The sequence below is a fragment of the Pseudomonas sp. AP42 genome, from assembly GCF_001728935.1.
Taxonomy (GTDB): Bacteria; Pseudomonadota; Gammaproteobacteria; order Pseudomonadales; family Pseudomonadaceae; genus Aquipseudomonas; species Aquipseudomonas lactis.
Genome location: NZ_LYSO01000069.1, coordinates 17,270 through 32,141, shown reverse-complemented (window position 1 = coordinate 32,141; position 14,872 = coordinate 17,270). Strand labels below are relative to the sequence as shown.

The 14,872-nt window shown below is 62.0% G+C and carries 15 protein-coding genes; 7 read left to right on the top strand and 8 right to left on the bottom strand.

Annotation, left to right across the window (positions count from 1 at the left end):
- Positions 1-630 precede the first annotated feature (630 nt).
- Together A7K61_RS20745 and A7K61_RS20740 are read left to right on the top strand one after the other, a co-directional pair.
- The gene (locus A7K61_RS20745) at positions 631-894 is read left to right on the top strand and encodes a DUF6124 family protein (RefSeq protein WP_032895417.1); all 264 of its coding nucleotides are present in this window, start codon (positions 631-633) and stop codon (positions 892-894) included.
- A gap of 270 nt (positions 895-1,164) precedes the next feature.
- Positions 1,165-1,449 carry a hypothetical protein gene (locus tag A7K61_RS20740; protein ID WP_044272421.1) on the top strand — a complete coding sequence of 95 codons (285 nt, stop codon included), beginning with the start codon at positions 1,165-1,167 and terminating at the stop codon, positions 1,447-1,449.
- Between the two features lie 78 nt (positions 1,450-1,527).
- On the opposite strand, the gene nagE is transcribed toward A7K61_RS20740, so the two are convergent.
- From nagE to A7K61_RS20705, 7 genes are all read right to left on the bottom strand, one after another.
- Positions 1,528-3,225 carry an N-acetylglucosamine-specific PTS transporter subunit IIBC gene (nagE, locus tag A7K61_RS20735; RefSeq protein WP_047711709.1) on the bottom strand — a complete coding sequence of 566 codons (1,698 nt, stop codon included), beginning with the start codon at positions 3,223-3,225 and terminating at the stop codon, positions 1,528-1,530.
- Positions 3,226-3,251: 26 nt separating this feature from the next.
- Positions 3,252-5,762 carry a phosphoenolpyruvate--protein phosphotransferase gene (gene ptsP / locus A7K61_RS20730; protein WP_069558257.1) on the bottom strand — a complete coding sequence of 837 codons (2,511 nt, stop codon included), beginning with the start codon at positions 5,760-5,762 and terminating at the stop codon, positions 3,252-3,254.
- Between the two features lie 30 nt (positions 5,763-5,792).
- On the bottom strand, positions 5,793-6,815 hold the full coding sequence (locus A7K61_RS20725) for an SIS domain-containing protein (RefSeq protein ID WP_125970639.1): 1,023 nt from the start codon (positions 6,813-6,815) through the stop codon (positions 5,793-5,795).
- Positions 6,796-7,902, bottom strand: coding sequence for an N-acetylglucosamine-6-phosphate deacetylase (nagA, locus tag A7K61_RS20720; RefSeq protein ID WP_047711706.1), 1,107 nt, complete (start codon positions 7,900-7,902; stop codon positions 6,796-6,798). Before nagA ends, A7K61_RS20725 begins: the two co-directional genes overlap by 20 nt.
- A gap of 22 nt (positions 7,903-7,924) precedes the next feature.
- Positions 7,925-8,671 (bottom strand): GntR family transcriptional regulator, encoded by a 747-nt coding sequence (locus tag A7K61_RS20715; protein ID WP_069558256.1) that lies wholly within the window; start codon positions 8,669-8,671, stop codon positions 7,925-7,927.
- Positions 8,672-8,933: 262 nt separating this feature from the next.
- Complete coding sequence (locus A7K61_RS20710; RefSeq protein WP_047711705.1) at positions 8,934-9,437, bottom strand: murein L,D-transpeptidase family protein; 504 nt, start codon at positions 9,435-9,437, stop codon at positions 8,934-8,936.
- A 36-nt stretch (positions 9,438-9,473) separates the two neighbouring features.
- Entirely contained in the window at positions 9,474-10,022 is a 549-nt protein-coding gene (locus A7K61_RS20705) for an NUDIX hydrolase (RefSeq protein WP_047711704.1), read from the bottom strand.
- A gap of 147 nt (positions 10,023-10,169) precedes the next feature.
- On the opposite strand from A7K61_RS20705, the gene A7K61_RS20700 reads away from it, so the two are divergent.
- From A7K61_RS20700 to purT, 5 genes are all read left to right on the top strand, one after another.
- Positions 10,170-10,772 (top strand): CoA pyrophosphatase, encoded by a 603-nt coding sequence (locus tag A7K61_RS20700; protein ID WP_032895425.1) that lies wholly within the window; start codon positions 10,170-10,172, stop codon positions 10,770-10,772.
- 35 nt (positions 10,773-10,807) lie between these two features.
- A complete protein-coding gene (locus A7K61_RS20695) occupies positions 10,808-11,332 on the top strand; it encodes a gamma carbonic anhydrase family protein (RefSeq protein WP_044272404.1) in 525 nt (174 codons plus the stop codon).
- Positions 11,329-11,544, top strand: a complete 216-nt coding sequence (locus A7K61_RS20690; RefSeq protein WP_003193973.1) for a DUF1289 domain-containing protein — start codon at positions 11,329-11,331, stop codon at positions 11,542-11,544. The genes A7K61_RS20695 and A7K61_RS20690 overlap by 4 nt, the downstream gene beginning before the upstream one ends.
- Positions 11,545-11,692: 148 nt before the next feature.
- A complete protein-coding gene (locus tag A7K61_RS20685) occupies positions 11,693-12,160 on the top strand; it encodes a preQ0 transporter (protein WP_003193971.1) in 468 nt (155 codons plus the stop codon).
- Positions 12,161-12,230: 70 nt separating this feature from the next.
- Positions 12,231-13,412, top strand: coding sequence for a formate-dependent phosphoribosylglycinamide formyltransferase (gene purT, locus A7K61_RS20680; RefSeq protein ID WP_017139720.1), 1,182 nt, complete (start codon positions 12,231-12,233; stop codon positions 13,410-13,412).
- Positions 13,413-13,517: 105 nt separating this feature from the next.
- Here the strand turns inward: purT and A7K61_RS20675 are convergent, their stop codons facing one another.
- Positions 13,518-14,828 carry an MFS transporter gene (locus A7K61_RS20675; protein ID WP_044272400.1) on the bottom strand — a complete coding sequence of 437 codons (1,311 nt, stop codon included), beginning with the start codon at positions 14,826-14,828 and terminating at the stop codon, positions 13,518-13,520.
- Positions 14,829-14,872: the final 44 nt, after the last annotated feature.

Here is a 14,872-nt window from a genome sequence, read left to right as displayed (position 1 = left end):
GCTTTTCAAAAGTGAGCCGCTGTCAGAGCGGAACCTTAGGTGGCCGTTACCGCAGGAATGGATATGTACACGGTCCAACTGTGTTAACTGTTAGGCCGTCTTCGCGAGCAAGCCCGCTCCCACATTTGGATCGTGGGGTGTCAGGTAGATAGGCGTCGGCTGTCTAATCGTCACGGGAGCAAGCTCCCTCGCCACAGATTTAGCTTCGTGCCGAAGTTGTGTATAGCTATGCTCATCGCGGGCAAGCCCGGCTCCCACAGTTTGAACGTGTTGTCCTGTCATGCATCACCCCACTGTGGGAGCTGGCTTACCTGCGATGGCGCCGGTGCAGGCGCCTCAGAACTTTCCGACAATCCTTTCAGGTTGTCCCTCAGAACGGGTACCACTAACCTTCGTCGGTCGCTGCCAATTCAGCGACCGGGACTGCAAGCCCGCCGAAATTATGTTGGAGCTCATAAGCGCCGCTATAATCGTGGCGCTTTTCATGGTCATCGCTTTATGGTGGCTGTGTGCGGGAGACCTTTGGGTCTACCCGGGATGCTCCTTCCTTGGTCTTGCAGGCCCGCACACAGCTGCCACCCATCATCTGCAAGTGATGTTGGTAGTTCCCATTTTTTGAGGAGCATTACCATGATCAAAGACAGTCCCAATCCCCCTTCCGATCAGTTATTCAGCGTACGACGCAGTATCGATAGCGAAACCTTGCTCGCCAATACCTCGCAGGACATCGCTTCGCTGCAGGCGCTAACCAGCCAGCTGGCGTTTGAAGTCGCTGGCGCGCAGCGTGATGTTGTCTTGGCGATTTGCCGGATGCTGGAGGGTATTCAGCTCATGGTGGATCGGGTGTTGGACTTGAACGAAGTGCCCGAGCTTAAACCTTCCGGCGCCAGTTAAAACCCATTCGCGAGCAACCCCGCTCCCACATTTTGATCGGTGCCTGACTTGGCAACGCGGTGGGAGCGGGCTTGCTCGCGAATAGGCCAGAATAGCCAAGACATCTCTAGAGCCTGGCACCGACCTCAACGCCACTGACCAACCGCTCCAACGCCTCGCCCAACCACTAAAGTGGCCCGAACCGCTCATCGAAACTGTTATTTCTAACAGTTACCCCTGTTCGCCAATAATGGCTCACTGGCTCCTCACTTACGCAGATGGAGAATGATCATGGTTGTTTTGATTACCAGCGTTAAAACGGCAGGTGGGCAAGAGATTCCAAGTGGCGGCAATACGCCTCGTAGAACGTTGATCTTTACCGGTCGCGTCTCTGTTTCTGGGCTTGTTGATATCAAAGATGGCCCGCAAGGGCAGGTCTTAGGGAGTGCGCAAGCCACGGCTGGTACCCCCTTCGAAGTTACTGTGAACAATTTGGATGCCAAGAAATACGAGTTCGTGGCCGTTAACAGAGATACACAGGATAGCTCGGAACCATGGGTGATCACGGTTACTTAAGACGCTTACTAATGTTTGATCGTTCCCACGCTCTGCGTGGGAACGCATCCCGTGACGCTCTGCGTCACCCTTGCGCCGTCAGGCATTGATCGGGTGAGTCACCAACCGCTCCAGCGCTTCACCCAACCCCGATGCCTTGTCACCCATCAACAGGTGCCAAACACCGCTCTCAAGCTGACTCACACCCTGACAGCCCAGCGCAGTGAGCTGAGCCTCAGACAACCGCGAATCATCCCCCAACTCCACCCGCAACCGGGTCATCGCTACCGCTTCCAGATGGCGCACATTCCCCCGGCCACCCAAGGCACTCAGCCACTTCTCAGCCTCCTGCACATTCACCGTTACCGGCTTATCCACAGGTGCAACCGCTACAGGCGCTGCGGCAATAAACCCCGGCATCGCTAAGCGAATTTCATCGGCAATGCTATCGGCCATCGGCCCAACCACCACCTGCAAACTCCCCCCATTCCCCGGCCGCACCACAGCCATGGCACCCAGCGCTTTGAGCTGCGCATCCACCGCCTTGTTGCGATCCACCATGTCCAAGCGCAGCCGCGTGGTACAAGCACCCACACTCAGCAAGTTCTCAGCGCCGCCCAACGCCTGGATATAAGCCGTCGCACGCTGGTTATCACTCATCGCTTCAGCCTGCACCACCTGGATGTCTTCACGGCCCGGTGTCTTCAGGTTGAAGCGGCGGATGCAGTAGCTGAACACGCTGTAGTAGATCACCGCGTAGGCCAGGCCCACCGGTACCACCAGCCAGCCATTGGTGGACTTGCCCCAGCCCAGCACCATGTCGATAAACCCACCGGAGAAGGTAAAGCCCAGGTGGATATTCAGCAGGTCGGTGACCGCCATCGACAGGCCGGTGAGCAGCGCGTGGATCAGGTACAGAAATGGCGCCAGGAACATGAAGGCAAATTCAATCGGTTCGGTCACGCCGGTGAGGAACGAGGTCAGCGCCATCGACAGGAAAATCCCGCCCATTACTTTACGCCGCTCAGGCAGCGCATTGCGGTACATCGCCAGGCACGCGGCGGGCAGGCCGAACAGCATCACCGGGAACATACCAGTCATGAACTGGCCGCCTTTGGGGTCGCCGGCAAAGTAGCGGGTCAGGTCGCCCGTGACCACCGCGCCGGTTACCGGGTCGGTAAAGCTGCCGAACACGAACCAGGCCATGTTGTTAAGGATGTGATGCAAGCCGGTGACGATCAGCAGGCGGTTGAATACGCCAAACACGAACGCGCCCAGGCTGCCGCTTTCCATCAGCAGCACCCCGAAGCTGTTGATGCCGTGCTGGATCGGCGGCCAGATCAGGCCGAAAATCACGCCCAGGCCCACCGCGCTGAAGCCGGTGACGATCGGTACAAACCGTCGCCCACCGAAGAACGCCAGGTATTCCGGCAACTTGATGTCCTTGAAGCGGTTGTACAGCCCACCGGCCATCAGGCCGCTGGCGATACCGGCGAGCATGCCCATGTTGATGGTGGTGTCCATCACCTTGAGCGTGGAGATCATCACCAGGTAGCCAATCGCCCCGGCCAGGCCCGCAGTGCCGTTGTTGTCACGGGCAAACCCCACGGCAATGCCGATGGCAAAGATCAGCGCCAGGTTGGCGAAGATCGCCTGGCCGGCGTCGTGCATCACCGCAATGTTGAGCAAGTCGGTGTCGCCCAGGCGCAGCAACAGGCCGGCAATCGGCAGGATCGCAATCGGCAGCATCAGTGCGCGGCCCAGGCGTTGCAGGCCTTCGATAAAGTGTTGGTACATGGCGTGTCTCCCTATTCTTGTTGTTTTCAGCTCAGCGGCCAGTGGTGTTGACAGGCTTGGCGAACGGCCTTGGCGCTGCTCAGGTTGAGCAGCTCCTGGCTCAGTTGCCGGCATTGCGCCGCGTCCAGGTGGCGAACGCGGTCCTTGATCTCTCCGATCTGCGGCGGGCTCACCGACAGCTCGGTGACGCCCAGGCCGACCAGTACGGGCGTGGCCAGCGGGTCAGAGGCCAGCGCGCCGCACACGCCTACCCAGCGGCCATGCTTGGCCGCGCCGGCGCAGGTTTGGGCGATCAGCCGCAACAACGCCGGGTGCAGCGCGTCGACACGGGCGGCCAGGCCTGCGTGGTCGCGGTCCATGGCCAGGGTGTACTGGGACAGGTCATTGGTGCCGATGGACAAAAAGTCCGCATGCTCGGCGAGCTTTTCGGCCATCAGCGCGGCGGCGGGCACTTCGATCATCACCCCCAGTTCGGGGCGCTGGCTCAAACCCAACTCGGCGCACAGTTCATCCAGGCGCTGACGAATCTGCAGCAGTTCATCCACCTCGCTGACCATCGGCAGCAGGATGCGGCAACGCCCCAGCGGCGAGACTTGCAACAGGGCGCGCAGTTGCTGGTCGAGCAGTTCCGGGCGTACCTGGGCCATGCGAATGCCGCGCAGGCCCAGCACCGGGTTGGCCTCGACAGGCAGCGGCAGGTAGTCGAGTTGCTTGTCGCCGCCCACATCGATGGTGCGGATGATCACCGACTTGTCACCCATGGCGTCTAGCACAGCCTGATAAGCCTGGCGTTGTTCCTGCTCATCCGGCGCGGTGCGACGGTCGACAAACAGGAATTCGGTGCGCAGCAGGCCGACGCCATCGGCGCCGTTTGCAAACGCCAGTTGGGCTTCGCTGCTGGAGGCAACATTGGCGGCGATTTCGATGGTCACGCCATCGCGGGTACTCGCCGCTTGCTGGGCTTGGGCCTGCTGTTGCTGACGTCGCAGTTTTTGTGTTTCGCGAATCTGGTGCACTTCGGCATGGCGCGCGTCGCTGGGGGCCAGTTCCAGGCGGCCATTGGCGGCGTCGAGCACCACCCGTTGGCCTTGGGGCACGTCGAGCACTTCATCGCCCAATGCCACCACACAGGGCAAGCCTTTGCCCCGCGCCAAAATGGCCACATGGGAGGTCGCGCCGCCTTCGGCCATGCAGATGCCCGCTGCGTTTTGCGTGCTCAGTTGCAGCAAGTCCGAGGGCGTCAGTTCATGGGCGCTGACAATCGCCCCGGCCGGCAATTCGAAGTGCCAGGCTTCGCCCAGCAGGGCACGCAATACCCGTTGTTGCAGGTCGCGCAGGTCGTTGGCGCGCTCGGCGAACAGCGGCTTGCCCAAGGCCAGCAGCACGGCGCATTGGGCCTGGATCGCATCGCGCCAGGCGTGGGTGGCGGCGCTGCCCTGTGCGATGGCGGCGGTGGCCGCGTCGAGCAATGCGGGGTCTTCCAGCAGGGCGAGGTGGGCGGCGAAGATCTCTTCTTCTTCGACATTCTTGCGTTGGCGAGCGTGGTCCAGGGTGCTGCGGATTTCACCGCGCACTTGTTCAAGGGCCGCATCCAGCTGTTGCCGTTGCTCGCCGACATTATGGCTGCCGGTGTCTTGCGGCAGCTCGATGCCCGTGAGGCGGAACAACGGCCCACACACCAGGCCCGGTGCCGCGCACACGCCTTGCAGTACATTGGCTTCGGTATTCACGCGGCGGGGCGTGGCCACGACCGGCGCCTGATGTTCTTCGTGCACCACCACAGACAGCGCGGCGACCAATGCCTGCAACGCGGCTTCGCAATCGGTGCCACGGCAGGTCACCCGCACCTCGTCGCCTTCGCCAATGCCCAGCCCCATCAGGCCGATCAGGCTGTCGCATGGCGCCGATTTATCACCGCTGTGCAACTGCGATTGGCTGCTGAAACCCTGCGCCGTCTTGCGCACCAGCGCGGCAGGGCGCGCATGCAAGCCGCCACGGTGAGTGATGCGCACGCTGGCACTGGCTTCGGCGCTGGAGTTATCCACAGCCGCCTGCACGGCAGTGCCCGAGCGGGGGGCCAGTTGCATCAGCGGCTCACCGGCCTTGACGCTTTTCACTGCCAGAGGCATCAGCGCAAAACGCTCGCTGTTGGTGAGGATGATCAGGCTCACCAGGCTCTTGCACTGGCGCGCAATGCGGTCCAGGTCAAACTGCACCAGCGCCTGGCCCTGGCTCACCCGTGCGCCTTCCTTCACCAGCAAGGCAAAGCCTTCGCCATTGAGTTGCACGGTGTCGATGCCGATGTGCATCAACACTTCGGCACCGTTGTCGGCGCGCAGAGTCAGGGCATGCCCGGTGCGGGCGACATGGATGATCACGCCGTCACAGGGCGCCTGCAGGCAATCGTTCAGCGGGTCGATAGCGAGACCGTCGCCCATGGCACCGCTGGCGAACACTTCGTCGGGGACGCGGTTCAGGGCCAGCACCGGCCCACTCAAGGGGGCGCTAAGGGTCAATGGATTATTGTTGTTGGGCATGGGCACGGTACTCATCAGGAAAACGCCGCTTTAGTGCGTGCGGGTGACTTTGCTCAGGTGGCGCGGCTGGTCCGGGTCCATGCCCCGAGCTTCAGCCAGGCCGGCGGCCATCACGTAGAAACTCTGGATCGCCAGGATCGGATCCAGGCTCGGGTGTTCAGCGCGGCTCAGGGTCAGGTCGCGTTCGGCGATGTCATCCGGCGCAGCCAGCAGCACGCGGGCACCGCGTTGGCGCATATCGGCGGCCAGGCTCAACAGGCCGGCCTGCTCGGCGCCGCGTGGGGCGAACACCAGCAGGGGGTAGTTCTCGTCGATCAGCGCCATCGGCCCGTGGCGCACTTCGGCGCTGCTGAAGGCTTCGGCCTGGATCGCCGAGGTTTCCTTGAGCTTGAGCGCGGCTTCCTGGGCGATGGCAAACCCGGCGCCTCGACCGATCACCATCAAGCGCTGGCTACCTTTGAGCGCGTCGATGGCCGTGCGCCAATCCTGTCTGGCCGCGTCACGCAGGCCCTCGGGCAAGGCCTGGCAGGCTTGCAGCAAGTCGGCTTCTTGATTCCAGTGGCCGATCAGCTGCGCGCTTGCGCTGAGGGTGGCGATAAAGCTCTTGGTGGCGGCCACGCTGAGTTCCGGCCCGGCGCACAGCGGCACGTGGAATTCACAGGCGGCCTCCAGCGGCGAGTCTTCGGCGTTGACCAGTGAGATGCTCAGGGCGCCACGTTTGCGCAACAGGCGCAGGCTGTTGACCAGATCCGGGCTCTGCCCCGACTGGGAGAACCCAAACGCCACTTGGCCGCTGACTTTCATCGGCGCCTGCAACAGGGTCACCACCGACATCGGCAACGACGCCACCGGAATGCCCACATGCTGCATGGCCAGGTAGGCGAAGTAGCTGGCGGCATGGTCAGAACTGCCACGGGCGATGGTCATCGCCACTTGCGGTGGCTGGCGGCGCAGGCGGCCGGCGATTTCTTCCAGCATCGGGTCCAGGCGTTGCAGTTGGGCCGCGACGGCGTCGCAGGAGGCCAGGGCCTCTTCAAGCATTTTTGAAGTCAATGGTGTCTCCTTCGACCATTACGTCGGTGAGTGTCAGGGAGCGGTCCAGGCGCACGCAGTCGGCAAAGCTGCCGGGTTGCAGGCGGCCGCGTTCTTCCAGGCCCAGGTAGTCCGCAGGAAATTGCGACAGGCGTTGTGAGGCTTCACTGAGCGGCAGGCCGATTTTCACCAGGTTGCGCAGCGCCTGATCCATGGTCAGGGTGCTGCCGGCCAGGGTGCCGTCGGCCAGGCGCACGCCACCCAGGCATTTGGTCACGGTGTGGCTGCCCAGCTTGTATTCGCCGTCGGGCATGCCGGCGGCGGCGGTGGAGTCAGTGACGCAGTACAGGCAGGGGATCGAGCGCAGCGCCACGCGCATGGCGCCGGGGTGCACATGCAGCAAGTCGGGGATCAGCTCGGCGTACTGGGCGTGGGCCAGCGCGGCGCCGACGATGCCGGGTTCGCGGTGATGCAGCGGGCTCATGGCGTTGTACAAATGGGTGAAGCTGGTGGCGCCGGCGGCCAGGGCCGCAACGCCTTCTTCATAGCTGCCCAGGGTGTGGCCGATCTGCATGCGCACGCCGCGTTCGCTGAGGGCGCGGATCAGGCCGTCGTGGCCGGCGATTTCCGGGGCGATGGTGATCACCCGGATCGGCGCCAGGCGCAGGTAGGCTTCCACTTCCTGCATCAACGCGGTGTGAGCGAAGTTGGGTTGGGCGCCGAGTTTTCCCGGATTGATGTAGGGGCCTTCCAGGTGCACGCCGAGTACGCGGGCGCTGCCGGCTGGGCGCTGTTCGCAGAACGTGCCGAGTTCACCGAGTACCCGGGAGATTTCTTCCACCGGCGCCGTCATGGTGGTGGCCAGCAGCGAGGTGGTGCCAAAACGCACGTGGGTACGGGTAATGGTCTCGAAGGCGCCCGCACCTTCCATGATGTCGGCACCGCCACCGCCGTGTACGTGCAGGTCGATAAAGCCCGGCAGCAGGTAGGGCAGGTCGTTATCGGCCGGGTCGCACGGCGTGCCGTCAATGGCGACCACCTTGCCGTGCTCGTGCACCAGGCGACCGCGCATCCAGCCGCTGGGCGTGAGGATATTGTCTTCAGTCATGGGCAGTTCTCTAAGTTCGCATTCAGGCGGAGTAGTCATGGCGGCGCAGCTCTGCGACAAAGTCGTAGTAGTCGTTGCGGCAATAGGTGTCGGTGATTTCAATCGGCGTGTTGTCGGCGGTGTAGCCCACGCGAGTCATCAGCAGCATGGCGGTGCCGGGGGCGATGCCGACCAGTGCGGCGAACTCGTCCGAGGCATTGATCGCCTGGATGTGCTGCAAGGCGCGCACGATGGGTTTGCCGATGCTTTCCAGGTATTCGTACAACGAATTGCCGATGGCCTGGGGGTGGGGCAACACCGACGCTGGCATGGCGGTCATTTCAATCGCCATCACCGTGTCATCGGCTTTGCGCAGGCGCTTGAGGCGCGCCACTTTGTCGGTGGGCGACAGGCCCAGGCGGATCAGTTCTTCATGGGTTGGCGGGGTAATGTCGCGCTCCAGCCACTGGGACGTGGGCACAAACCCCTTGAGCCGCAGCATTTCGCTGAACCCCGACAGGCGCGACAAGGGTTGTTCCAGGCGCGGCGTGATAAAGGTGCCGGAGCCTTGGCTGCGACGGATCAGGCCTTGAGCCAGCAACACTTCCAGCGCTTTACGAGCGGTGACCCGCGAGATGCTCAACTGCTCGCTGAGGGCGCGTTCCGAAGGCAGGGCCTGTTCGGATTTCCAATGGCCGGCATGGATCGCTGCTTCAAGGCTGCGGGCCAGTTGCAGGTACAGCGGCGTGGATTGCTTGTCGTCGGGGCGCAGGGCCAGGATGGGGTTCATCTGTCAGGTTTCCGATGCGTTATTGGAGTGTTGTCGCCCGGTAATGGCCGAAAACTAATACCACTTAAATACCATGTCAATGCTACCAAAACGGTGCGAATCCCGGTTTCAGGGCGCTTTAATGGGGCTTGGTATCAAGTGGTATTAGAGAGGTCTTTGTGGTGCGCACAAGTGCAGGGTCCCGCGCGGTGAACTGGTATTCACCGGCAGGCGCTGCCTGGGGCAGGAATTATTTTCGAATTATTTTACGAACGGCGTGGGATTACGGCCGAATCTCGATGAGGGTGCCGTCTTTGACCAGGTTCCACACTTCGCGCATGTCCACGTTGCGCATGCCGATGCAGCCGTCAGTCCAGTCCAGGGTGTGGAACCACTGTTCCGGGTAGTCTTCGGTGTCGGGGGTGCCATGGATCATGATCATGCTGCCCGGCTTCACGCCTTCGCGGCGGGCGCGGGCGGCGTCGCTGATGTTCGGGTAGGAAATGTGCATGGCCAGGTTGAAGCGGTCGCTGGTCTTGCGCCAGTCGAGCCAGTAGAGGCCTTCGGGTGTGCGGCGGTCGCCTTCGATCAGCTTGTGGCCCTTGGGGTTCTTGCCCAGGGAAATGCGATAGGTCTTGAACGGCTTGCCGTCGTTGATCAGCTGCAGCTGGTGGGCGGACTTGAGGACCAGGACTTTCTCGACCGTTTTACCGTCAAGGGTTTGTACCGTGGAGGCCGGGGACAGCGTGGCGAACGATAGGCAGATCAGAGCAAGCAACCAACGCATTGAAACGGTATCCCTTTGGCGACATTGGCCGGCTTGTTATTGGGCGGGCTTGGACAGCGGTGGCACAGACTCGCTGCGCACCGGGTAGGCCTGTTGGCGACGGTCAGCGAAGAAGCATTCTAAGGTACGCCCGACCGTGCGGAAAGCCAGCTCTGACCAAGGGATGTCGGCTTCGTCGAACAGCTTCACTTCCAGGCTTTCCTGGCCTGCGGCGAAGTCCAGGTCGATCAGTTCAGCGCGGTAGAAGATATGCACCTGGCTGATGTGCGGCACATTGATCAAGGTATAGAGGCTCAGGTTGCGCACGCGGGCGCAGGCTTCTTCCAGGGTTTCGCGCATGGCTGCCTGTTCGACGGTCTCGCCATTTTCCATAAAGCCTGCGGGCAGGGTCCAGTAACCCAGGCGTGGCTCGATGGCGCGGCGGCACAGCAGCACTTGGTCGCCCCATACCGGCACCGTACCGGCGACGATGTTGGGGTTCTGGTAATGAATGGTCGAGCAGTGGTCGCATACATAACGCAGGCGTGCGTCGCCTTCGGGAATGCGTTGGGTCACCGGTTTGCCGCACTGGCTGCAGAAATTCATGCTGGGGTTCCTGGACAATGGGCACATCTTGGCTCGGTGCCGGGCGTTCCTGCAAGTTGTCGTTTCGCGACAGCCCTGCGGTTTTGGGGTTGGGCGCTCGCACGCTTTGGTGCATGATGCAAGGTAGCCAACAGACCGAGATGACTCATGCTGGACGAGCTACTTCGCCGGGTAAGCAATCACACCCCCCATACCCTGGAAACCGACGGGCGTTTCCCCGAGGCGGCGGTGCTGGTGCCGATTACCCGCAGTGACGAACCCGAGCTGATCCTGACCCTGCGCGCCAGCGGCCTGTCGACCCACGGTGGCGAAGTGGCCTTTCCCGGCGGGCGCCGCGACCCCGAAGACCCAGACCTGATCTTTACCGCCTTGCGCGAAGCCGAAGAAGAAATCGGCCTGCCGCCGGGGCTGGTTGAAGTCATCGGCCCGTTGAGCCCGCTGATTTCCCTGCACGGCATCCGCGTAACCCCCTATGTGGGCGTGATCCCCGATTACGTCGAATACCTGGCCAACGACGCCGAGATTGCCGCGGTTTTCAGCGTGCCTTTGGACTTTTTCCGACAGGACCCACGCGAACATACCCACCGCATTGATTACCAGGGCCGCAGTTGGTATGTGCCCAGCTACCGGTTCGGCGAATACAAAATCTGGGGGCTGACAGCGATCATGATTGTCGAGCTGATCAACCTGCTCTATGACGATGCCAAGATCAGCCTGCACCAGCCGCCCAAGAGCTTCATCAATCTATAAGCCATCGCTTAAATGGCATGCCGTGAGGAAAAACCATGAAATACCGCCTGGGCGACGCCCGCGTCGAGACGCACCCCCACAGTTGGGTGGCACCCAATGCCACCTTGGTGGGCAAGGTCAAGCTGGAGGAGGGCGCCAACGTCTGGTTCAACGCGGTATTGCGTGGCGATAACGAACTGATCCTGATCGGCAAGAACAGCAACGTGCAGGACGGCAGCGTGATGCACACCGACATGGGCTACCCGCTGACCCTCGGCACCGGCGTGACCATCGGTCATAACGCCATGCTGCACGGCTGCACGGTCGACGACTACAGCCTGATCGGCATCAACGCGGTGATCCTCAACGGCGCCAAGATCGGCAAGCACTGCATCATCGGCGCCAATTCGCTGATCGGTGAGGGCAAGGAAATTCCTGACGGCTCGCTGGTCATGGGCTCGCCAGGCAAAGTGGTGCGTGAGCTGACCGAGGCGCAAAAGCGCATGCTCGAAGCCAGCGCTGCGCACTATGTGCATAACGCTCAGCGTTATGCCCGTGACCTGGCTGAGCAGCAGGAATGAGCACAATTGAGCGACCGGTCGCCTCGCCCTGCGTGAGCATTTGCGCGCTGGATGATGACGATATCTGCACCGGCTGCCAGCGCAATGTGGATGAAATCACGCGCTGGAGCCGCATGGACAACGCCGAGCGCCGGGTGGTGCTGGGGTTGTGCCATGAACGGGCGGTGGCGAGTGGGATGATGTGGATGACCCCTGGGAAATCTGGCGCCTGACAGGCCGCCATCGCAGGCAAGCCAGCTCCCACCCTTGATGTGTGAATACCCTCAAATGTGGGAGCTGGCTTGCCTGCGATGAGGCCTTGCCAGACGACATCCTTGTAATTGTGTACCCTGTGCGGCATTGCCCACAGGTCCATCCTCCATGTTTTTCCTGATCGCCTATATCAGCAGCGTCGTGCTGATCAACTTCGCCTTCTCCACCGCCCCGCATCTGGACGTCATCTGGTCCGCTTGGGGTGGCCTGGTATTTATCCTGCGCGACATGGTGCAAACCCGCTTCGGCCATGGCGCAATCATCGCCATGCTGGCGGCGCTGGTGCTGTCCTATATCACCTCCGACCCGTCCATCGCCCTGGCCAGTGCCACGGCGTTTGCGGTGTCCGAGTGCATTGACTGGCTGGTATTCAGCATCACCAAGCGCCCGCTGCATGACCGCCTGTGGATAAGTTCGGCGCTGAGCATTCCCCTCGATACCTTTATCTTTTTCGGCCTGATCGGCGCACTGACGCCGGCGGTGGCGGGCACGGCGTTGGTGTCCAAATTCGCCGGGGTCACCGTGGTCTGGCTGATCATGGCCTGGCGCATCCGCCGGCGGGCCGTCGCCAACTGAGGCCAATTTTTACAGTTCATGTAAAATGCCGGCCTTTCTCCCCCATGATCCGCTCCCCTGAGGACCTGAGATGACCCGAATCGGAACTCCATTGTCGCCAACCGCGACCCGCGTTTTGCTGTGTGGCTGCGGTGAGCTGGGCAAGGAAGTGGTAATCGAACTGCAACGCCTGGGCGTTGAAGTGATTGCTGTGGATCGCTACGCCAACGCGCCGGCCATGCAGGTGGCGCACCGTAGCCATGTGATCAACATGCTCGACGGCGCCGCATTGCGTGCGGTGATCGAGGCGGAGAAGCCGCATTTCATCGTGCCGGAAATCGAAGCCATCGCCACCGCGACATTGGTTGAGCTGGAGGCCGAAGGTTTCACCGTGATTCCCACCGCCCGCGCCACGTCGCTGACCATGAACCGTGAAGGCATCCGTCGCCTGGCCGCCGAAGAGCTGGACCTGCCGACCTCGCCGTACCACTTCGCCGATACCTTCGAAGACTACAGCAAGGCCGTCCAGGACCTGGGCTTCCCGTGCGTGGTCAAGCCGGTGATGAGTTCGTCGGGCAAGGGCCAGAGCCTGTTGCGCAGCGCCGACGACGTGCAGAAAGCCTGGGACTACGCCCAAGAGGGCGGGCGTGCCGGCAAGGGCCGGGTGATCATCGAAGGTTTTATCGACTTCGACTACGAAATCACCCTGCTGACCGTGCGTCACATCGGCGGCACCACTTTCTGCGCGCCGGTGGGCCATCGTCAGGAGAAGGGCGATTATCAGGAATCCTGGCAGCCGCAGGCCATGAGCCCGATTGCCTTGGCGGAATCCGAGCGCGTTGCCAAGGCGGTAACCGAAGCCTTGGGCGGTCGTGGTCTGTTTGGTGTGGAATTGTTCATCAAGGGCGACCAGGTGTGGTTCAGCGAAGTGTCGCCGCGCCCCCATGACACTGGCTTGGTGACCCTGATTTCCCAAGACCTGTCGCAGTTCGCCTTGCACGCTCGCGCCATCCTGGGTCTGCCGATCCCGTTGATCCGTCAGTTCGGCCCTTCGGCGTCGGCGGTGATTCTGGTGGAAGGGCAGTCCACCCAGACCGCATTCGCCAACCTTGGCGCCGCGCTGAGCGAGCCGGATACAGCGTTGCGTCTGTTTGGCAAACCTGAAGTGAACGGCCAGCGCCGCATGGGCGTGGCGTTGGCGCGGGATGAGTCGATTGAAGCGGCTCGGGCTAAAGCGACCCGTGCTTCCAAGGCTGTTGTTGTAGAACTCTAAAGCGGTCCCTGTAGGAGCGAGCTTGCTCGCGAAGGTATTTCAGGCACCTTGCGGTGTCGGATGTACCTTTTTCGCGAGCAAGCTCGCTCCTACAGTTTTTGGCTTTCAGGCGACCTTGTTCAAGTCGTTATCCCGCGTCTCTTTCAGGCACAGCACCGCAATCAAACTCAGCAACGCTGCCGCCGACACATACCCGCCGACATAACTCAAACCACCCATCGCCACGAGCTTGGTCGCGAAGAACGGCGCCGCCGAGGCCCCCACGATCCCACCCAAGTTATAGGCGGCTGATGCACCGGTATAACGCACACGGGTCGGGAACAATTCCGGCAGCAGGGCACCCATCGGTGCGAAGGTCACGCCCATCAAAAACAGCTCCAACGCCAGAAACAGCGCCACGGCCCAGGTGGAGCCATGGGTCAGCAACGGCTCCATGGTAAAGCCCGAGAGAATCGCCAGGATCGCACCGACGATCAACACCGGCTTGCGCCCGTAGCGATCACTGGCCAAGGCGGCCAATGGTGTCGCCAGCCCCATGAACAACACCGCAAAGCACAGCAGGGCGAGGAAGGTTTCACGGCTGTAGCCCAAGGTGGAAACACCGTAGCTCAACGAAAACGCCGTGGTGATATAGAACAGCGCATAGCACACCACCATCGACGCGGCGCCCAGCAGTACCGGCAGCCAATGCTGGCTGAACAGTTCCACCAATGGCACTTTCACCGGTTTTTCCTTGGCCACGGCATTGGCAAACACTGGCGTCTCATGCAGTTTGAGGCGTGCATACAGGCCCACCATCACCAGCGCGGCGCTGAGGATGAACGGAATGCGCCAGCCCCAGCTGCGGAATTGTTCGTCATTCAGGCTCATGGCCAAGATCAGGAACAAGCCGTTGGCCGCCAGGAAGCCAATCGACGGGCCCAGTTGCGGGAACATGCCGAACCAGGCGCGCTTGCCCTTGGGTGCGTTCTCGGTTGCCAGCAAGGCCGCACCGCCCCATTCCCCGCCCAGGCCCAAGCCTTGGCCGAAGCGCAAAACACACAAGAGGATCGGGGCCCAGGCGCCGATGCTGTCGTAGCCCGGCAGCAAGCCGATCAAGGTGGTACACACGCCCATCAATAGCAGCGAAGCCACCAGGGTGGATTTACGGCCGATACGGTCACCGAAGTGGCCGAATAACGCCGACCCCAACGGGCGGGCGATAAAGGCGATGCCGAAGGTCAGGAACGACGCCAGCATCTGCGCGGTGCCGGAGGTCTGGGGGAAGAACACCGGGCCGATCACCAGGGCGGCGGCCGTGGCGTAGATGTAGAAGTCGTAGAACTCGATGGCGGTGCCGACGATGCTCGCGGTGGCGACGCGGGCGGTCGAGTTGGCTGGGGCGGCGCTCGCGGCCTCTTGGTAGGTGGTGCTCATGACGTTATCCCTGACGGTTATTGCGCGTTTGGACGCGGATTATT